Annotated in this window: 19 protein-coding genes; 13 read left to right on the top strand and 6 right to left on the bottom strand. The window is 58.8% G+C overall.

The annotated features are described in order from the left end of the window. Positions 1-63 precede the first annotated feature (63 nt). Genes IPM39_14195 through rsmI form a run of 3 tightly spaced genes read left to right on the top strand, consistent with a single transcriptional unit; the run spans position 64 to position 2,369 of the window. Complete coding sequence (locus IPM39_14195) at positions 64-882, top strand: hypothetical protein (GenBank protein MBK8987208.1); 819 nt, start codon at positions 64-66, stop codon at positions 880-882. Positions 883-924: 42 nt separating this feature from the next. Then, complete coding sequence (locus IPM39_14190) at positions 925-1,650, top strand: 16S rRNA (uracil(1498)-N(3))-methyltransferase (GenBank protein MBK8987207.1); 726 nt, start codon at positions 925-927, stop codon at positions 1,648-1,650. Positions 1,651-1,703: 53 nt separating this feature from the next. Then, positions 1,704-2,369, top strand: a complete 666-nt coding sequence (gene rsmI / locus IPM39_14185; GenBank protein ID MBK8987206.1) for a 16S rRNA (cytidine(1402)-2'-O)-methyltransferase — start codon at positions 1,704-1,706, stop codon at positions 2,367-2,369. A gap of 36 nt (positions 2,370-2,405) precedes the next feature. Here the strand turns inward: rsmI and IPM39_14180 are convergent, their stop codons facing one another. Then, a complete protein-coding gene (locus tag IPM39_14180; GenBank protein ID MBK8987205.1) occupies positions 2,406-2,885 on the bottom strand; it encodes a 23S rRNA (pseudouridine(1915)-N(3))-methyltransferase RlmH in 480 nt (159 codons plus the stop codon). Positions 2,886-2,891: 6 nt separating this feature from the next. After that, on the bottom strand, positions 2,892-3,380 hold the full coding sequence (locus tag IPM39_14175) for a tetratricopeptide repeat protein (protein ID MBK8987204.1): 489 nt from the start codon (positions 3,378-3,380) through the stop codon (positions 2,892-2,894). Positions 3,381-3,673: 293 nt separating this feature from the next. Between IPM39_14175 and IPM39_14170 the strand changes: the two genes are divergently transcribed. Together IPM39_14170 and IPM39_14165 are read left to right on the top strand one after the other, a co-directional pair. Beyond that, positions 3,674-4,579, top strand: a complete 906-nt coding sequence (locus tag IPM39_14170; protein ID MBK8987203.1) for a LysM peptidoglycan-binding domain-containing protein — start codon at positions 3,674-3,676, stop codon at positions 4,577-4,579. Positions 4,580-4,702: 123 nt separating this feature from the next. Further along, positions 4,703-5,755, top strand: a complete 1,053-nt coding sequence (locus IPM39_14165; protein MBK8987202.1) for a threonine synthase — start codon at positions 4,703-4,705, stop codon at positions 5,753-5,755. A gap of 44 nt (positions 5,756-5,799) precedes the next feature. On the opposite strand, the gene IPM39_14160 is transcribed toward IPM39_14165, so the two are convergent. Continuing rightward, entirely contained in the window at positions 5,800-6,603 is an 804-nt protein-coding gene (locus IPM39_14160) for a hypothetical protein (GenBank protein ID MBK8987201.1), read from the bottom strand. Between the two features lie 173 nt (positions 6,604-6,776). Here IPM39_14160 and lpdA point away from each other — a divergent pair, with 173 nt between their 5' ends. Both lpdA and IPM39_14150 read left to right on the top strand, forming a co-directional pair. After that, positions 6,777-8,168, top strand: a complete 1,392-nt coding sequence (gene lpdA, locus IPM39_14155; GenBank protein MBK8987200.1) for a dihydrolipoyl dehydrogenase — start codon at positions 6,777-6,779, stop codon at positions 8,166-8,168. Between the two features lie 197 nt (positions 8,169-8,365). Next, on the top strand, positions 8,366-9,493 hold the full coding sequence (locus tag IPM39_14150; GenBank protein ID MBK8987199.1) for a 4Fe-4S binding protein: 1,128 nt from the start codon (positions 8,366-8,368) through the stop codon (positions 9,491-9,493). Positions 9,494-9,964: 471 nt separating this feature from the next. Here IPM39_14150 and IPM39_14145 read toward each other — a convergent pair whose 3' ends face one another. Further along, the gene (locus IPM39_14145) at positions 9,965-11,077 is read right to left on the bottom strand and encodes a queuine tRNA-ribosyltransferase family protein (GenBank protein MBK8987198.1); all 1,113 of its coding nucleotides are present in this window, start codon (positions 11,075-11,077) and stop codon (positions 9,965-9,967) included. Between the two features lie 2 nt (positions 11,078-11,079). Continuing rightward, positions 11,080-12,462 (bottom strand): O-antigen ligase family protein, encoded by a 1,383-nt coding sequence (locus tag IPM39_14140; protein MBK8987197.1) that lies wholly within the window; start codon positions 12,460-12,462, stop codon positions 11,080-11,082. Between the two features lie 288 nt (positions 12,463-12,750). On the opposite strand from IPM39_14140, the gene IPM39_14135 reads away from it, so the two are divergent. The 6 genes from IPM39_14135 to ilvD all read left to right on the top strand — a co-directional run bounded on the left by IPM39_14135 (position 12,751) and on the right by ilvD (position 17,267). Continuing rightward, positions 12,751-13,149 carry an OsmC family protein gene (locus IPM39_14135; protein ID MBK8987196.1) on the top strand — a complete coding sequence of 133 codons (399 nt, stop codon included), beginning with the start codon at positions 12,751-12,753 and terminating at the stop codon, positions 13,147-13,149. A gap of 60 nt (positions 13,150-13,209) precedes the next feature. Further along, positions 13,210-14,166 (top strand): GNAT family N-acetyltransferase, encoded by a 957-nt coding sequence (locus IPM39_14130; GenBank protein MBK8987195.1) that lies wholly within the window; start codon positions 13,210-13,212, stop codon positions 14,164-14,166. Positions 14,167-14,225: 59 nt separating this feature from the next. Beyond that, on the top strand, positions 14,226-14,630 hold the full coding sequence (locus IPM39_14125) for a RidA family protein (GenBank protein MBK8987194.1): 405 nt from the start codon (positions 14,226-14,228) through the stop codon (positions 14,628-14,630). Positions 14,631-14,697: 67 nt separating this feature from the next. Next, a complete protein-coding gene (locus IPM39_14120) occupies positions 14,698-15,084 on the top strand; it encodes a hypothetical protein (GenBank protein ID MBK8987193.1) in 387 nt (128 codons plus the stop codon). 12 nt (positions 15,085-15,096) lie between these two features. Then, on the top strand, positions 15,097-15,501 hold the full coding sequence (locus IPM39_14115; protein MBK8987192.1) for an HNH endonuclease: 405 nt from the start codon (positions 15,097-15,099) through the stop codon (positions 15,499-15,501). 86 nt (positions 15,502-15,587) lie between these two features. Beyond that, on the top strand, positions 15,588-17,267 hold the full coding sequence (gene ilvD, locus IPM39_14110) for a dihydroxy-acid dehydratase (protein MBK8987191.1): 1,680 nt from the start codon (positions 15,588-15,590) through the stop codon (positions 17,265-17,267). 123 nt (positions 17,268-17,390) lie between these two features. Here the strand turns inward: ilvD and IPM39_14105 are convergent, their stop codons facing one another. Then, positions 17,391-18,341, bottom strand: a complete 951-nt coding sequence (locus tag IPM39_14105; protein MBK8987190.1) for a LysM peptidoglycan-binding domain-containing protein — start codon at positions 18,339-18,341, stop codon at positions 17,391-17,393. Positions 18,342-18,346: the final 5 nt, after the last annotated feature.

The following is an 18,346-nucleotide window of genomic DNA, read 5'->3' as shown; positions in this document are numbered from 1 at the left end:
AAAGGGACATGAGGAGCAAAGAATCTTCTTTGTCTCTTCGTTCCTTTGTAATAAATTCCCCTCATGGTTGACGAAACAGCTATCGAGACGGTCGTCACGGCCGTCAAACAATCCAAAAAATATGCCGACACCAGCGAGGCCACCATCCGCGAGTTGGCGATAGATGCGCTGCATCGCTACAAAAAGCCCAAACAGGCCATCAAAGCGGTACGGGCGCAGCTGCACAGCATTATGGCCCCCTACCTGGGCGACCCCGATTATGCAGCGGCGCAAGAGCAGTTGACGGCCGTCTTCGCCACCGCCGACCCGGCGCAAATCAAAGCCGCCTGCGCCGACATTATGCACGCCCACCTGTCCACACGGGAGCGGCTGCCGCTGTTGGACAGCTTCTACCACCAGATTTTCGCCGTCACCGGACGGCCGTCCAGCCTGTTAGACATCGCCTGTGGGCTGAATCCGCTGGCCTACCCCTGGATGGATTTGCCGGCCGGCGCCCAGTTTTACGCCTACGACATCCACGAGCCGCGCATTGATTTCCTGAACCATTATTTCCGGCTGCAAGGGCTGCCGCCCCTGGCCCGCGTGCAAGACGTGGCCCACACCTTCCCCCAGGAAACGGCCGACGTGGCCCTTTTCCTCAAGGAAATGCCCCGTTTTGCCCGCAACTATGGCGATTTGGGACGGCCGCTGCTGGAAGCGCTCAACGTGCGTTGGCTGGTGGTCTCTTTTCCGGCCGTCAGCACCCACGGCGGCCGTAACTTAACCAACCGTTACCGCGAATTCATGGCCCAACTCATCGCCAACCACTCCTGGCCCGCCACCGAGCTTCTGTTCGAGGGCGAGTTGGTATTTTGCATTGATAAAGGAAGGAGCGACAGCTAGAGGACAATTCTTCCTCTTCCTCTCGCTCTAGCTCTCGCTCTCATGCACCACTTCTTCGTCACCGACATTCAGTCTGACCAAGCTGAGTTTTCTAGCGAGCAGGCGCACCAGATTGGGCGCGTGCTGCGCCTGCCGGTTGGCGCGCGGGTGGTGGTGCTGGACAATGCAGGCTGGCAGTATGAGGCGGAGTTGGTGGCAGTCGGGCGGCGGGTAACGGCCGTACTCCACCACAAACAGCCGGCCGCCAACGAACCCGCTAGTCAAATAACGCTTTTTCAGGCCCTCTTAAAGCGAGACAACTTTGAGTGGGTGCTGCAAAAGGGCACAGAAATCGGCGTCACCCGTTTTGTGCCGCTGATCACCGAGCGGGCCGTGGCCCACCCGCCCAACAAGAGCGACCGCTGGCAGCGCATCCTCACCGAAGCCGCCGAACAATCGCGCCGCGGCCGTATCCCGGAAATAGCGCCGCCGCTGCGCCTGGCTGACGCCTGGCAGCAAGCCGCCGCCGCGGACATTGCCCTGCTGCCCTGGGAAGGGACGGCGGCGGAGACGATAGGCACGGTGTTGGGTACGATGTTTGGGGGAAAACGGCCGTCTACCATCGCGCTGTTCATCGGGCCTGAGGGTGGTTGGACAGAAGCGGAGGTGGCCAACGGCCGTGCCCACAACGCCATTCCTGTTACACTTGGGCCACGCATCCTGCGCGCGGAAACGGCCGCTGTCGTCAGCGCCGCCCTGATTATGCAATTCATTGGAGAGTGGGGTTAATGGCTGGGAGTTTTATTCTCCCACCAACCGGCCAACCATCCCCCAAATCATCTATGCTTTACCTGGTAGCAACTCCCATTGGCAATTTAGGCGACATCACCCTGCGGGCGCTGGAAACACTGCGCGCCGTGGACCTGGTCGCCAGTGAAGACACGCGCAAGACCGGCCTGCTGCTGAAACATTTTGCAATCAGCAAACCGCAAATCGCCTTCCACGAACACAACGAGGCGCAGGCGGTGGGCAAAATCATGGCGGCGCTGGCCGAGGGCAAATCGGTGGCAGTGGTGTCTAATGCCGGCACGCCGGGCATTTCTGACCCCGGCTTTACCCTGATACGAGCAGCCATCGCCCAGGAAGCGCCTGTTACCATGATTCCCGGCGCGTCGGCGGTGGTGATGGCCCTGGTGCTGTCCGGGCTGCCGACGCACTCGTTTACCTTCCGCGGCTTCCCGCCGCGCAAAAGCGGCAAGCGCCAGCGTTTTATGGCCGTAGACGCCGAATCGCCCCATACTCTGGTCTTTTACGAAAGCCCTTACCGCCTGGAAGCATTCCTGACCGATGCGCTGGTCGTTTATGGCGACCGGCCGGCTGCCCTGGCCAATGAACTGACCAAGTTGTTTGAAGGCGTGCAGCGCGGGACGTTGTCGCAGTTGATCACGGCCGTGCAGACCCAAGAGCCGCGTGGCGAGTATGTGGTGGTGATTGGGGGAATGGGATGACAAGGTGAAGGGATGACAAGTCACTATGTCACCATGTCACTTGTGGTAATTCTCGTTGTTTAGAATGGTGAAGGCGCGGTAAAGCTGTTCCAGCAGGATGACGCGGGCCAGTTCGTGGGTGAAGGTGAGGGGCGAGAGGGCAAGCTGGTGGTGGGCGGCGGCAACAACCGCGCCGGAGAAACCTAAAGGGCCGCCAATGAGAAAGGCGAGACGGCCGTAACCCTCAATCTCCTTGCGCAAAAACTGAGCCAGTTCGGGGCTGGTTGTTAATTTGCCCTCTGGCGACAGCAAAATCAAGCGACTGGCGCCCGCAGCCGCTTTCAGCAGGAGTTCGCCTTCTTTTTGCATCGCCGCCTCATCTGACTGGCCTTGCCCCACATAATCCTTCACCTCCACCAGACGCAGGTGGGTGTAATAGCCGAGGCGCTTCTGGTATTCTGCCTGGGCAAGCTGCCACGCTTTGCTGCGGATTTTGCCCACAGCAATCAGATCAAGGCGCCCAACAGGTGTTGGCATAAGGGGTTAGCTCAGTCGGCCGAGCAGCCGATTTTTGGCTCGTTCGGCCGCCAGATAGAGGGGAGAGAGTTCCAGGGCCGCCCGGTAACAGGCCAGGGCGGTACGCCCATCTCCCCGGTATTCGTAGACCCGCCCCAGATTCATATAGGCGTAATGGGTCAAATCGTATTGAGTGACGTGAATCGCTTTTTCCAGCCAGGGAACGGCTTCCTCCCAGCGCTCCATCTCAATAAGATAAGCCCCAATATCGTTGTACGGATTGCCCCAATTCGGGTTCAATTGGATAGCCTTGTGGCACTCGGCAATGGCTTCATCGTAACGGCCGAATACGCTGTAGGCCCAACCCAGGTAGGTGTGCGCTTCAGCGGTGGGGTGCATGGCGATGGAGCGGCGGTATAATTCGATAGCATCGCCCAACTCGCCGTTTCGGTGATGGCGATAAGCTCTATCAAACAGTACCATCGCCTGCTCATGGAGAATATCTTGCTCGTTCATGATGATGCCTGGTAGCCGAATGCGGTAATCCGTATTCCGTTGGTCGCCGCCTCTGGCAAATGCCAACGGACTTCGGTCTACGGCTATAAGTGTAGCAAGTCCGGTACACATCTGGCAAGCGCCACAAACCTCCAGAACGTTTACAGCGCGGCAAATTGGCGGAATTTTACTTTACGTAAAGCAAAAAGCGTGTTATATTATGTCTAGGAAATGGTCGTCATGGAGGCTCTGAGCGCCTGTTTTGCGTCGCTGGCGGCCAGGCAAAAGGTGGTCATTGTTGTGGAGGTAAGACTATGTTTGCTCAACGTCGTTTTATTTTGTTAGTAGCTGTTTTGTGGGGTGTGAGTTGGTTGGTGACGGCATGTGTCCGTCCCGTCCCGGATGAAAGTGGCGGAGCGGCGGCTACGGCCGTTGCCGGGCCAGATTTGACTGATCCTGACGTAGGCGGCGGGATACTGGGCGATACATCCCCCGCCGCGCCCACCCTGGCTCCCGCCTACCCCGTGAATGTTCCCAGCCCCACGCCAGAAGCAGCCCAATCCACCGATGAAACGGCCGTCGCGCCCACCGAACCCAGCCCTACGCCCAGCCCGGCGCCCACCACGCCACCGGTTGAAGCCATTTCGCCCACAGCAACGGCCGTGCCCATTGAAGCCGCCCCCCCAGCCACCAGCGCGCCGCCCGTCACCGCCGGCGAACGGACACACGTTGTCCAACCCGGCGAAAACCTGTTCCGCATCGGCTTACAATATGGCGTTTCCTGGGTCACACTGGTGCAGTTCAACGGTCTTAGCAACCCCAATGACATCAAAGCGGGGCAGACCCTTAGAATTCCGCCGCCCGGCGCACAACCACCCGCTCCAACGCCCACCTCCCCGGCCAACATCACCTACTACACCGTACAGCCGGGCGACAATTTGTACCGCATTGGCGTCAAGTTTGGCATCAGTTGGGTGCAGATCGCCGAAGCCAACGGTCTGGCTAACCCCAACCAGATCGTCGTCGGGCAGACGCTAAAAATTCCGGTGAACGCGCCGGGGCCGACGCCAGAATTTACCCATGTCGTCAGGCAGGGCGAGACCATCTTTGGCATTGCCGTGCAATATGGCGTCGCCTGGACGTCCATCGCGGAAATGAACAACATCCAATCGCCGTATGTCATTTTTGCCGGGCAAACGTTGATTATTCCGGGGAGTTAGTTGGTTGGAAAGTTGGTTAGTTGGTTAGTTGGGTTCGGCCAAACTAACCATATCAAACCACTCATATGATTACGAAAGGTGCAGATTCATCTGCGCCTTTTTTATGGAAGGTGGTGGAAGATTATGCGTTGGCAAGGTGTTATCCACAAGTATCGGGCCTATTTGCCTTTTGGCGCTGACGTACAGATTGTAACCCTGAACGAGGGCAACACGCCCTTGATCCGCGCCGACCGTCTGGCGGAACAGATCGCCCCCAAAGCCGGGCTAAAGTTGTACCTGAAATATGAAGGTCTCAACCCCACCGGCTCGTTTAAGGACCGGGGCATGACGGCGGCCATCACCCAGGCCGTCCACGAAGGAGCCAAGACGGTGATCTGCGCCAGCACGGGCAACACGGCCGCCAGCGCGGCGGCCTATGCGGCGCGGGCCGGGCTGCGCTGCCTGGTGTTGGTTCCCCAGGGCAAAATCGCCCTGGGCAAATTGGCCGCTTCCCTGGCCTACGGCGCAGAAGTCATCAGCATTGATGGCTCCTTTGATGACGGTCTGAACATGGTGCGGCAAATCGTCGAACGCCAGCCCATCGCCCTGGTCAATTCTGTCAACCCCTGGCGGTTGGAGGGACAAAAGACCGGGGCGTTCGAGATTATTGATCAGCTGGATGGGCAGGCGCCCGATTGGCACTGCCTGCCGGTGGGCAACGCCGGTAATATTTCGGCTTACTGGATGGGGTATAAGCAGTATGGCAAGGGCTTGCCGCGCGTTTTGGGTGGGCAGGCGGCCGGGGCTGCGCCCATTGTGCTGGGCCATGTGGTGGAAAAGCCGGAGACGCTGGCGACGGCCATCCGCATTGGCAATCCGGCGCGTTGGCGGCAGGCGTTGGCAGCGTTGGATGAGTCTGGGGGGATGATTACGGCCGTTACCGATGCCCAAATCCTGGAAAGCTGGAAGCTGCTGGCCCGCCTGGAAGGGGTCTTTGTGGAACCGGCCTCGGCCACCGGTTTGGCGGCGTTGAAGCAGCAAATTGAACAGGGCGAGATTGATCCGGTGGGCAAAACGGCCGTCTGCATCCTCACCGGTCATGGGCTAAAAGACCCGGCGACGGCCGTAGACCAGGCCGCACCGCCGCACACCTTGCCGGCAAACGTAGAAGCGTTGGAAGCGTATTTGGGGAGTTGATAGTTGTTAGTTGATAGTTGCTAGTGGAGAGATTCCTCTTGCTATCAACTATCAACTTCTACTAAAAATTCCGCCCGCATCCAACCTGTTTCGCCCTGGACGGTGCTGATTTCCCGCCAGAGAACGCCGCTGCGGTTGGCGTGACCATTCAGCAAAATCACTGTGTCGCCGCTGTTCATGATGAGCATGTTTTGCCCATCCGGTGAGCGGCGCAGCCAGACTGTGCCACCGCCAACATCAATAACGGCCGTTGCTCTTTCGATCGGCGTCGGCGTCAGCGTCGGCGTGGGGGTGACGGTGGGCGTAGCCGTTGGCGTGCTGGTCGGTGACGGGGTGGTCGTGGGCGTATTGGGCACAGGTGTGGGCGTGGCCGCCGGGCCGGACAAAGCAGTTCCGACGGGAGACGCGGCCGTGGTGGTGATGGCCTCCGTGGGCGCCTCCACAGTGTCTTCTTCTTGGGTCAGACCGGGCGGCGGGCCGCCAAACGCGCCGCTGACCGGCGTCAGCGAAGTGGGGCGGGTAGCGGTGATGGTTCCGCCCGCTTCGACTGCACCGCCGACAATCTCCATCTCGGCTTGTTCAGGAGTGGGAGTAATTTGGGTAACGGCCGTTCCCCCGACAGCGCCATCGCCAATGGGCACGCCGGCCAGGAAAAAGCCCAGAGCCAACAGCATCAGGGCAAAGCCATAACCGGTAAACGCCCGCGCCCGCAAATCCAGCCGGTAGCCCGCCAGACGAGTGCGCAGCAAAAACTTCGGCGACTGCGCCGCAAACGCTAACCCGACGGCAATCAACGCCCCAAAGGAACTCAGGCCCATACCCCACAAAGTCCAAATCGGAAAACCCATAGGCGCGATTATAACACTTTCGCCAAAAGTGCTAAAAACGGCCGTGATGGGTGGACCAACGGACAAAACCTGGGCAGTGGAGTATAATGATGGGGCTGGTGGCAGTGCAGCCTGCCCCCGGCACACCTGAACATTTATTCACATCCCTAACAGGAGATGGCGAGGAGAAAATGATGGCAAACGAATATGATCTTGTGGTTCTGGGGGCGGGACCGGGCGGATATGTTGCGGCCATTCGGGCGGCGCAGTTGGGACTAAAGACGGCCGTTATCGAAAAACAATACTGGGGTGGCGTCTGCCTCAACATCGGCTGCATCCCTTCTAAAGCGCTGCTCAAAAATGCCGAAGTGGCCCACACCTTGCAACACCGCGCCAAAGAATTCGGCTTTAGCTTTGAAAATCTCAAACTCGATTACAACGCCGCCTTCAAACGCAGCCGCCAGGTTTCCGGCCGGCTGGTAAAAGGGGTGCAGTTCTTGATGAAAAAGAACAACATAGACGTGTTTGATGGGACCGGCGCGTTGACCAGTCCCAACAGCCTACACGTCGCCCTCAACGATGGCGGCGAAGTAGACTTACAGGCCAAAAACGTCATCATCGCCACCGGTGCGCGGCCGCGCCAACTGCCCGGCGTGGCCTTCGATGGCGAACACATCATCTCCTACATCGAAGCAATTCTGGCCGAAGAAGTGCCGCAAAGCCTGATTATCATCGGCGGTGGTGTGATTGGCGTGGAATTTGCCTATATGTGGGTCAATTATGGCGTAGACGTGACCATTGTGGAGATGCTGCCTCACCTGCTGCCCAACGAAGAACCGGAAATCAGCGACGTGCTGGAGAAAGCGTACAAGAAGTTGGGCGTGAAATTCCACACCAACACCCGCGTGGAAAAAATCGAAAAAACGGCCGATGGCGTGGCGGTAGACATTGGCGGGGGGCAGGTGTTGACGGCCGAAAAGGTGATGTTAGCCATTAACTTCCAACCCAACATTGAGGCGATTGGCCTGGATGCGGCCGGCGTGCAGTTGACCGAACGGGGCAATATCGCCATTGACGAATACATGCGCACCAACGTGCCCAACATTTACGCCATCGGTGACGTGGCGACCGACTATCGGCTGGCGCACATCGCCTCCGCCATGGGGCTGGTGGCCGCCGAGACCATCGCCGGCGCGCCAACCCACCCCATTGAGTTCCGCATGATGCCCCGCGCCACCTACTGCGTACCGCAAGTCGCCAGCTTTGGCTACACCGAGGCGCAGGCCAGAGAAGCAGGTTACGAGATTAACGTCGGCCAGTTTCCGTTCATCGCCAATGGCAAAGCATTGGGGCTGGGCGAAAAGGATGGCTTCATCAAAATTATCGCCGACGCGAAGTATGGCGAGATTTTAGGGGCGCACATGGTTGGCCCGGACGTAACGGAGCTGCTGCCGGAGTTGACGTTGGCCCACAACGCCGAGCTAACGGCCGCGGAAATCGCCCGCAACGTCCACGCCCATCCCACGCTCAGCGAAGCGCTGATGGAAGCGGCGCACGGCGTCGAGGGCAGCCCGATTCACATTTAGTTTTGCCGGGAGCGCAGGCGTCCCGCCTGCCCGACTGGATAAAACGGCCGTCACCTGCTCAGGAAACGGCCGTTTTTATTCACCACCCCACCACAAAAGATGACAATCATCACTTGCCCACCCCCATCCAACCTGCTATGATGCCTCACAATTCCTAATTCCTAATTCCTAATTCCTAATTCATAATTTAAACTTCTATGCCTGACGACCTCTACCAAAAACTAGCCCACCACCTGGACAACCTGCCCGGCGGCTACCCGCCTACTGAATCTGGTGTGGAACTGCGCATCTTGCGCCGCCTGTTCACCGCCGAAGAAGCAGAGATGGCCCTCTGCCTGACTGTGCTGCCGGAAGAGGCGCGGGTAGTAGCTCGCCGCGCCCATCTGCCTGTAGACGAAACGGCCGTGCGCCTGCAAGAAATGGAAGCCAAAGGCCTCATCTACAGCCTGCACCCCGCCGAAGGAGCGCCCAAGTATTCCGCGCTGCACTTTGTCGTCGGCATCTGGGAATTCCAGGTCAACCGGCTGACGCCGGAACTGGTACGCGACTTCGAGGAGTACCTACCCACCCTGGCCGCCCATGAAGTGTGGCAAAAAGCGCCGCAAATCCGCACCATCCCGGTGGGCAAAAGCATCGAAACCAATCAGGAAGTGATGATCTACGAGCAGGCCGAAGAACTGGTGCGCCATCAGGAACACATCGTCGTGGCGCCTTGTATTTGCCGCCAGGAGCGGCAGACTGTGGGTGAGGGCTGTAAAAAACCGCTGGAGACATGCCTCTCCTTTGGCACGGCCGCCGATTATTACCAACGCAATGGCCTGGGCCGGGTAATTGACCAGGACGAAGCGCTGAAAATTCTCAAGCAAGCCAATCGCGCCGGGCTGGTATTGCAGCCCAGCAATTCACAAAAAGCCTCGTTTTTATGCTGCTGCTGCGGCGACTGCTGCGGCGTGCTGCGCAGCGCCAAGCTCCATCCGCAGCCGGCCAGCCTCCTGGCCTCGGCCTTCTTCGCCACGGTGGATGCGGCATTGTGCAATGGCTGTGGCGCCTGCACGCGCCGCTGCCAGATGGAGGCGGTGGCAATGGTGGGGGAAACGGCCGTACTCAATCTAGATCGCTGCATTGGTTGTGGCCTGTGCGTCTCTACCTGTCCCACCCAAGCCCTCAGCCTGGAACGCAAACCGGAGGCAGAACAACCCCACGTGCCACGCAACTTTACGCTGGCTAACTTTGAACTGGGTCGAATCAGAGGCAAGTTTAAGACGACAGAGATGGTAATGATGATGGTACGCTCTAAAGTGGACAGGCTGCTGTCGCGTCCATGACGGGTTGGCTATCTACCTACCCCTGCCGCGGCACACAAACATCGCCTTGCTCCTGATTGTGCTGCCTAACTCCATCCAATCCCCATGCGCTTTTAACATCGCGTGCAAATCGGCCAGACAGCGATAGTCATAGTGGAGTACCGTTTTCCCCACCGTACAGACAATGATTTCCTGCCCGTCTTTATCCGCCACATACATTTCATACTCTGATGTCTGTGACGGAGTATTTAACTTCCAGGGATTATCTTTCGTTCTCTTTCCATTTCGCAAATCTCCTTGTTGAGAATGGCTGAGCGTTACCGGCAACGTCGGTCAGGCTACCAAAGCGAAACGGCCGCTGCTCAGCAGGTTTTGCTTGTGTTGGCGAAGATTCTAACAGGGAACGGCCGTTCTTGCCCAAAGCCACGCCACGCCAGAACAATGCAAACGTTGACGCCGAAGGATACGGATTACCGAATACGGCTACTCCTGTTATTCCTGTCGCGCCAACGAACCCGCATCCTCCACCACCTTGTCGCCCAACCCCGCCATCAACTGCGTCATAAAGCGCAGGTTGTGCATGGTCGCCAGGCGGGGGTACAGGCTGTCGTTGAGCTTGAACAGGTGGTGCAAATAGCCCAATGAGTAGCGGGCGCATACCGGGCAGTCGCAAAAAGGGGAGATGGGGCGATTGGTTTTGATGTGTTTGTCGTCTTTGATGTAGAAGTAGCGGAAGAAAGGGGCGGTTAGGGGCCGGGTTGGGTCTTGGGTGAAGGCGTAGAGACGGCCGTGTCGCGCATCGCGCGTCGGCATGGTGCTGTCGAACAGCTCGTAGCCCATCTGCACACAGGCGGCCACGTTGTCCGGGTGGCCTACGCCCAAGGCATGGACGGTGTATTCGGGTGGAATCAATTCACGGACAGTCGCCAGCATGTCGCGGAGCAGGCGGCCCTCGGCGTCCAGCGGCCAGCCGCCGTAACCATAACCATCAAAGCCGATCTCTAGCAGTTGCTCGGCGCATTGGCGGCGCAGCGCGGGCGAGCCGCCACCCTGAACGACAGCCACAAGTTTGGGCCGCGCCGCGCCATCATACTTTTTCTGGCCAACATGCCGCGCAAATTCCTCTTTGCAGCGGCGCGCCCAGGCGACTGTGCGCCGCACCGATTCCGCCTGCACGTCGGCGGGATCGTCTACGTGGGTGCAGTCGTCCAGACAAATCACCACGTCGGAGCCATAGCTCAATTGAAGCTGCACACTTTTTTCTGGGGTCAGGTTGTATTTGTGGTTTTCGACGTGGAAGATGGCCCCTTTGTCGCTGATGGAACCACTCTTAGGGTTTTGGCGGATGAGCGAGTAGACCTGGAAGCCGCCGGAATCGGTGAACAACGGCCGTTCCCACCCGGCCATCTGATGCAGCCCACCCAACGCCTGAATCGTCGAAGAGCCGGGGCGCTGCATCAGGTGGAAGACGTTCATTTGCACCGCCTGAATACCGCAGGCGGCCAAATCCTGCGCGTCCACGCTGCGCACCACCCCCTGCGTGCCATCGGGCAAGAAGGTGGGCAGTTGTAAACGGCCGTGTGGCAAATCCAACGTTTTTCTCATGGTTAGTTGATAGTTGGTAGTTGGTAGTTGGTAGTTGGTAGTTGGTAGTTGGCTATTTGCCGATGCAGGGCGGCGACGAGACCGAGCAGCAGCCAGAAAATGAAGCCTGGCTTGGCTCCCAGAGCCACAGCATCCAACATGCCATAGACAAAATGGGCCGCCAACGACCCGGCCAGGCCGATGACCAGAGCGCGAGACCAGACGGCCGTTGGCTGCCCCGCTACCGCTCGCCAGGCGCGCCAAAGCATCGCCCCGCTGCCCAACCACAGGGCCAGGTAGGCGACGAGGCCGGGAATGCCCAAATCCAACGCCGCTTGCAGCAGGTGATTGTGGGCGTGGGCGATGTCCGTGTCGGGCGAGATGAGGAACAGCGGATACAAAATGTGAACCACGCGGCGGAAATTGTTCATACCCATGCCGGTGAAGGGAAAATCCTGTACGCCATAGATGCCGCGTGACCAGATTTCGATACGGCCGTTCAACGTATTTATCCCATCTGCCAGCGCCGCTTCTTGCCCGGTGGGGACGCCCGCCTGGGCAAACAAGGCTGAGGTCAACGCCGGTAGATTCTGGGTTTGCGCCAGCACAGCGACGGCGAACAAAACCACCAGCGCCGCCCCGGCCAGCCAGCGCCAATAGCGCCGCAGCGCCAGCCCGGCCATCAACGCCGCGCCGATGGCAAAGCCCAACAGCCCGCCGCGCGATTGGGTGAGCAGCAGCGCGCCAGTCAGCACGGCCGTACTGCCGGCCAGAAAGAGCAGACCCAAAACGGCCGTCATCGTTCCCCCAGTCTGCCGCGCCTCGCGCCAGCGCCACACCAACGCCAGCAGCAGCGCCAGCGCCAACGGCGCCACCCACAACAGCACGCCGGCCACCTGATTGGGGTTGAACCCACCGTCCGGCCCACCCAATGTCAGCAGGCGGGCGGGCAGCCGCGCCTGCACCGCGCTGACCACCGGGCCTAACAGCGGCAGTTTACGCGGCCAGCTTGTACCCAACAGACTCAGCCCTACCACGCCCAGCCCGGCGGCCAGCAAAACCACCACCGCCCAGGCCAGGCGTCTGGCCGACCCACCTGCCCAATCCGTCCAGGCAAAATAGATCGCCACGCCATACCAAACGCCCACCACCTTGCCAAAGCTAAAGGGAATGTCGAACGTGGCGTACAGGCTGACCAGGACCATCAACAGCAGCAGCAGCAGGGAGACGTTTAACGGCGTCGGCGGCACGAAGTGGCCGGTTGCCAGCCGGCGCAGCAGCCAGAACAGCAGGATGAAGAAGAGAACGGCCGTTTGCCACTCCATCCCCAAAAACGTAAGGGGCAACAAAAACAGCAGGCATATCCATTCCCACCGCAAGAAAGCGGCCACGGCTCGACGAATCATAGGTTGGATTGTATCTGATTGTCAGAGAGAAAAAAGGGGCGCGGCGTTGATTGAACGATTGGTGGATGGTGACATCTGACGTGGAGGGAACGGCCGTTTGTCATCTGGCACGATTCGCCACCTCCGGGCATAATCATATTGGGTAAGCAGCAACAACCTATCAGATTCATCTGGTGGCCGATCCCAAATTACGCGGTACAGATTGGTTGATCCTGGCGATTGGGTCAACCTAAAGAGCAAGAAGCTATTTGGGGTGGTCACCCCATCACAATTTTAGGAGACTTTTCAATGGAAATGATCGTTGATTTTCCCGGCGGCGCCCGCGTAGACGCCCACTTTGGCCCGTTTACCGTGCCCACCGACCAACCGCCGCGCAGTTCCGCGCCAACACCCTTTGCCCTCTTTCTCGCGTCTATAGCGACCTGCGCTGGTATTTACGTTTTGGGTTTCTGCCAACAACGGGGCATCTCAGCCGAGGGGATTCGTGTGGTCCAAAATATGGATGTCAATCCGATGACCGGCATGGTCAGCAAAGTAAAGCTGGACATTCAGGTCCCGCCCGACTTCCCAGAAAAATACAAGCCAGCCCTCATTCGCGCCGCCGACCAGTGCGCCGTCAAAAAACACCTGGAACGGCCGCCACAGTTCGAAGTCATCACCAGCACGGCCGCCATCGCCGGCGCTTGAGCCGCTCGCTCACTTGAGTTGGCTTTTTGCATGAACCGACGCGAGTCGCCAAGACAAAGTATGACCATGACATTACCTGACACTCCCACCTCAAACCAAATCATCAGCCAGCGCCCGGTGGTTGGCGATGCCGATTATTGGCGAATCCACCGGCTGTTGTTGGAAACAGTATCCATCAGCCCGGTGGGTTTTAATTGGGATATACGCCGCTGGGAAGGCCGCCGCTTTCACGATGCCCGCGAAGCCGGTAACGTGGAATGGAGCCTGAACTGCCGCCTATGGGAAACGGCCGTTGGCGAGCTTATCGGCATTGTCAACCCGGACGGCATGGGCTACCCACACTTGCAAGTCCACCCCGATTATCGTTTTTTGGAAGCGGAAATGATTGATTGGGCCGAAGTGAATATCAGTGAACCGGCGGAAGGGGGCAACGGCCGTCAGGTTCAGTTCTTTGTCTATGAATACGACGCCCACCGGCAGCGTTTGCTGGAGGAGCGCGGCTACGAAAAAATGGCGTATGGCGGCGTGGTGCGCCGCCTGCGCTTGGGGCAGCAGCCGCTCGTCCAGCCCGACCTGGCCGCAGGCTACACCCTACGCCCCACCAACCCCGCCGACATCAGCGACTGCCAAAAAATCGCCGACTTGTTGAATGCAGCGTTTGGGCGGGATTTTCATACGGCCGTTGAGTACCAAAACTTCATGTTCCAGGCCCCCAGCATTCGCCAAGACCTGGACCTGGTGGCGGTGGCCCCCAACGGCGATTTCGCCGCCTACGTCGGCATTCCCTGGGACGAGATGAACCGGCGCGGCATCTTCGAGCCGGTCTGCACCCATCCCGACCACCAACGCAAAGGACTGGCGAAAACCCTCATGCAAGAAGGACTTCTGCGCCTGAAAACCTACGGCGCGGTAGACGTAACGGTAGACACCGGCGACATGGTCCCGGCCAACCGGCTCTATACCAGCATGGGTTTTACGGAAGCATACAAAGGCCACTACTGGCGCAAGGTGTTTTAAAGGAGATTGGAGATGAGAGATTAAACCGGTCTTTAATCTCCAATCTCCAATCTCTAACCATGAGCAAAACAAGTCTCAACCCCGATTCCCTGTTTAACAGCCTACAGTTTGGTTTTTCGCAGATTGTGGTGGCGCAGGGCAGCCGCACGGTCTATTTTTCCGGGCAGGTGGCCTGGGACGAGAACCAGAACATCGTCGGCGAGAATGATTTACGGGCGCAGGTGTGGCAGAGCTTAAGGAATGTGGCGACGGCCGTTGCCACCGTCGGCGGCACGCTGGAAGATGTCGTCGCCCTGCGCATCTACATCCGCCACGACTGGATGGACCGCACGGCCCCGGTGAGCGAAGGGCTGAAAGCCTTCTTCCCCGGCGACCATCCCCCGGCAGCCACCTGGATCGGCGTGCAATCGTTGGCGCGGCCAGAGTTTCTGATTGAGGTGGAGGGAACGGCCGTGTTGGCGTAAAGTCCAACTGTTTCATAGCCAGACCGGTCGTGATAGAATGTTGGTAAGGAAACAAAAAGGTGAAAGCATGTTTCAGACTATCGAAATCTATCAAGAAACCGGTGAACGCAAAAACGCGACCTATCGTGCTATTCGCGGACGACAGCAGGCGGAGGGTAAAACGGCCGGTCAAGCACTCGACTCTTTAGAAAAAATTCTCGCTTCCGCAGGTGAATCGGCCAATTCCCTGATTATCTTGCAACGATTCCAGGCCGATGCCTTTTTTACAGAAAACCAACAACAACGCCTGCAAAACCTCATGTCCCAATTTCATGACACTCTGGCCAATGACAGCACACTGTCGCCTGACGAGCGACGGGAGTTAGAGCAGTTGGTAGACACTGAATGGATTGCCGCCATTGCCCGAACCGCCAACATGGTGGCGCAAACCAGTCAATCGCAACGATCTTTATAGCCAGGCATCCCCGTGAACCCTCATTACCCCCTTGTGGCGGAACGAGCCGCACATCGCTGTGAATATTGCCACGCCCCTGAAGTTGTTTTCAACGTACCCTTTGAAGTTGACCACATCATCCCGCCCGGCAAAGGCGGCCAGGATGATCCGTCAAATCTGGCACTGGCCTGCCGATCCTGCAATTTGTGGAAATCGGATGTGGTAACGGCCGTTGACCCCGACACTCAGAGAGAAGCTCCATTATTCAACCCCCGCACCCATCTCTGGTTAGACCATTTTGAGCCACAGTCAGTCCCGCCTTTCAAACTGGCTGGCAAAACGCCCTCTGGCCGGGCGACCATCGCCCGATTGCGCTTAAACGCCCCGCTGCAATTGGTGGCCCGGTCGCAATGGATTGTGTTGGAAATTTTTCCGTAAGAAACGACAACGCCGCTTAAAAAATATTGGCTTGAGTTACACACCAAGAGTGACTATACTCACTCCTATTTTAGTGTGGAGGCAACATGACCCAACTCAACAAATACAGTTCCCGCATCACCCAACCCAAAGCGCAGGGCGCTTCCCAAGCCATGCTCTACGCCACCGGCATGAGCGAAGCCGACATGGACAAAGCCCAGGTCGGCATCGCCAGCATGTGGTACGACGGTAACTCCTGCAACATGCACCTGCTCGACCTGGCCGCCCAGGTGAAAGCCGGCGTCGAAGCCGCCAACCTGGTGGCGATGCGCTTTAACACCATCGGCGTCAGCGACGGCATCAGCATGGGCACAGATGGCATGAGCTACTCGCTGCAATCGCGCGAGATCATCGCCGATTCCATCGAGACGCTCATGGCCGCCCAATGGTACGATGGCCTCATCGCCCTGCCCGGCTGCGACAAAAACATGCCCGGCTGCATCATGGCAATGTCCCGCCTGGACCGGCCGGCGATGATGGTGTACGGCGGCACGATTCGCGCCGGCTGCACCGCGCAGCACGACAAGCTGGACATCGTGTCCGCCTTTCAGAGCTATGGCGAATACATCGCCGGCAAAATCAGCGATGCGGAGCGGCAGGCGATTGTGCGCTATTCTTGCCCTGGTCCCGGCGCGTGCGGCGGCATGTACACGGCCAACACGATGGCCTCGGCCATCGAAGCGTTGGGCATGAGTTTGCCCTACAGCGCCTCTTATCCGGCCGAATCGCCGGATAAATTAGACGAATGTGTGCGCGCCGGAGCGGCGATGCGACTGCTGCTGGAGCGCGACATCAAACCCAGCGATATCATGACCCGCGCCGCGTTTGAGAACGCGATGGCGGTGGTGATGGCTTTGGGCGGCTCCACCAACGCCGTGCTGCACCTGATCGCCATGGCCAAAACGGCCGGTATTCTCCTGACCATTGACGATTTCCAGGCCGTCAGTGACCGTGTGCCGTTCCTGGCCGATTTGAAGCCGAGCGGCCGTTTTGTGATGGAAGATTTGCACCAGGTCGGCGGCACACCAGCCCTGATGAAATATCTGTTGGCAAACGGCCACATCAACGGTGACTGCCTGACGGTAACGGGCAAAACAGTCGCCGAAAACCTGGCCGACGTACCCGATCTGTCCACCGGACAAGAGGTCATTCACCCATTGGAGAAGCCAATTAAAGAGACCGGCCACATCCAGATTTTGCGCGGCAACCTGGCCCCGGATGGCGCGGTCGCCAAAATCACCGGCAAGGAAGGGGTGGTTTTCAGTGGTCCGGCGCGGGTGTACGATTCGGAAGAAGAGATGCTGGCCGGATTGGAGCAGGGCGAAATTGTGAAGGGGGACGTGATTGTGATCCGCTTTGAAGGGCCAAAGGGTGGCCCCGGAATGCCGGAAATGTTAACGCCGACGAGCGCGATTATGGGCGCGGGCCTGGGGAAAGACGTAGCGCTGCTGACAGACGGCCGTTTCTCCGGCGGCAGTCATGGCTTCATCGTGGGGCACATCTGCCCGGAAGCGCAGGAAGGCGGCCCCATTGCCCTGGTGCAAACCGGGGACACGATCACCATTGACGCGCAAAAGCACGCCATTGACGTTTCCCTGAGCGACGCCGAGCTGTCCCGTCGCCGCGCCGCCTGGACGATGCCGCCCTACAAGGCGACACGGGGCACGCTGTACAAATACATCAAGAACGTGCAGTCTGCCTCGGAGGGTTGTCTGACGGATGGATGATGGAGAGGACAGGGGAACGGCCGTTTCTCTCCATCATCCACATTCAAAAAACAGCCCGCACCGGAACCGGTGCGGGCTGTTTTTTTCTGTACCCTTAAATAGCCGTCAGGTCTTCTAGCGGTGTCAGCGCCAGGCTGATGGGGCCGTCGTCAATTCCGGCGGAACCGGGTTGGGAATTACCAGCACCTGCCCCGCCTGAATGTAATTGTAATTGTAGATGGCGTTAATGCGCGCCAACCAATGCAAGTTGATGCCGTAATCCTGAGCAATCCGCGACAAATTTTCGCCGCGCTGCACGGTGTGATAGACAAAACAGGGCATCTCGTTGATGGTAATCGGGCCGGCGCTGCCCGGATTGGGGATGGTGAGTACCGCACCGGGATAAATAAGATCGGCGACGGGGATGTAATTGGCGGCGCGAATGTCAGGAACTGTCGTGCCGTAGCAGCGGGCCAACTGCACAAGCCATTCGTTGTTTTGCACCGTATGCCGCACCGATTGGCCGGGCGTTACCAGGATGGCAATTGGCGGGACAACACCCACCACGCCGCCTGTACCGGCCGCCTCAGAAGTGGCCGCCGTATCGCCAGTCGTTGCGCCAGTCGTTGCATCGGCCGTTTCGCCAGACGTATCGGCCGGCCCTGCCTCAACCACACCGCCGCCGGCATTGGGATCACCCGATTCAGCCGTTCCACCCAGCGCTGAGTCGGGTGTGGTGGCGTCGGTCGGCTGTTCAGCGGCATCTCCGGCATTGCTGTCTTCACCATCACCAACGGCCGTTTGCTCGCCTTCTGGTGTGGTTCCTTCGGTCACGGCCGTATCGGTCGTTTCCGTTCCGGCAGCCGAGCTGTCGGTGACGGCCGTTTCGCCAGTTGTCCCTGTGTCGCCTCCAGGGGCAGTCTGATCAGTTGTCGTTTCGGCCACCGGATACGACCCCGTATCATCCACCACGGCGGCCGTTCCATCGGTTACTGTGTCCTGTCCGGTGTCACGATTCAACCACCAACGAATGCCCAAGACAACAGCCAATACGACAACAACCGCCAGCAAAATGTAAATTATCCGACGAGTCATGATTT

The organism is Candidatus Leptovillus gracilis (assembly GCA_016716065.1).
Classification (GTDB): Bacteria; Chloroflexota; Anaerolineae; order Promineifilales; family Promineifilaceae; genus Leptovillus; species Leptovillus gracilis.
Note: the sequence above shows the minus strand (reverse complement) of the source record. Positions and strands in the feature narration are given on the sequence as shown.

Bases quoted from the DNA above. Each gene is read 5' to 3' on its own strand.
- IPM39_14195 (MBK8987208.1), top strand. From the start codon at position 64: ATGGTTGACGAAACAGCTATCGAGACGGTCGTCACGGCCGTCAAACAA.
- IPM39_14190 (MBK8987207.1), top strand. From the start codon at position 925: ATGCACCACTTCTTCGTCACCGACATTCAGTCTGACCAAGCTGAGTTT.
- rsmI (MBK8987206.1), top strand. From the start codon at position 1,704: ATGCTTTACCTGGTAGCAACTCCCATTGGCAATTTAGGCGACATCACC.
- IPM39_14180 (MBK8987205.1), bottom strand. From the start codon at position 2,885: ATGCCAACACCTGTTGGGCGCCTTGATCTGATTGCTGTGGGCAAAATC.
- IPM39_14175 (MBK8987204.1), bottom strand. From the start codon at position 3,380: ATGAACGAGCAAGATATTCTCCATGAGCAGGCGATGGTACTGTTTGAT.
- IPM39_14170 (MBK8987203.1), top strand. From the start codon at position 3,674: ATGTTTGCTCAACGTCGTTTTATTTTGTTAGTAGCTGTTTTGTGGGGT.
- IPM39_14165 (MBK8987202.1), top strand. From the start codon at position 4,703: ATGCGTTGGCAAGGTGTTATCCACAAGTATCGGGCCTATTTGCCTTTT.
- IPM39_14160 (MBK8987201.1), bottom strand. From the start codon at position 6,603: ATGGGTTTTCCGATTTGGACTTTGTGGGGTATGGGCCTGAGTTCCTTT.
- lpdA (MBK8987200.1), top strand. From the start codon at position 6,777: ATGGCAAACGAATATGATCTTGTGGTTCTGGGGGCGGGACCGGGCGGA.
- IPM39_14150 (MBK8987199.1), top strand. From the start codon at position 8,366: ATGCCTGACGACCTCTACCAAAAACTAGCCCACCACCTGGACAACCTG.
- IPM39_14145 (MBK8987198.1), bottom strand. From the start codon at position 11,077: ATGAGAAAAACGTTGGATTTGCCACACGGCCGTTTACAACTGCCCACC.
- IPM39_14140 (MBK8987197.1), bottom strand. From the start codon at position 12,462: ATGATTCGTCGAGCCGTGGCCGCTTTCTTGCGGTGGGAATGGATATGC.
- IPM39_14135 (MBK8987196.1), top strand. From the start codon at position 12,751: ATGGAAATGATCGTTGATTTTCCCGGCGGCGCCCGCGTAGACGCCCAC.
- IPM39_14130 (MBK8987195.1), top strand. From the start codon at position 13,210: ATGACCATGACATTACCTGACACTCCCACCTCAAACCAAATCATCAGC.
- IPM39_14125 (MBK8987194.1), top strand. From the start codon at position 14,226: ATGAGCAAAACAAGTCTCAACCCCGATTCCCTGTTTAACAGCCTACAG.
- IPM39_14120 (MBK8987193.1), top strand. From the start codon at position 14,698: ATGTTTCAGACTATCGAAATCTATCAAGAAACCGGTGAACGCAAAAAC.
- ilvD (MBK8987191.1), top strand. From the start codon at position 15,588: ATGACCCAACTCAACAAATACAGTTCCCGCATCACCCAACCCAAAGCG.
- IPM39_14105 (MBK8987190.1), bottom strand. From the start codon at position 18,341: ATGACTCGTCGGATAATTTACATTTTGCTGGCGGTTGTTGTCGTATTG.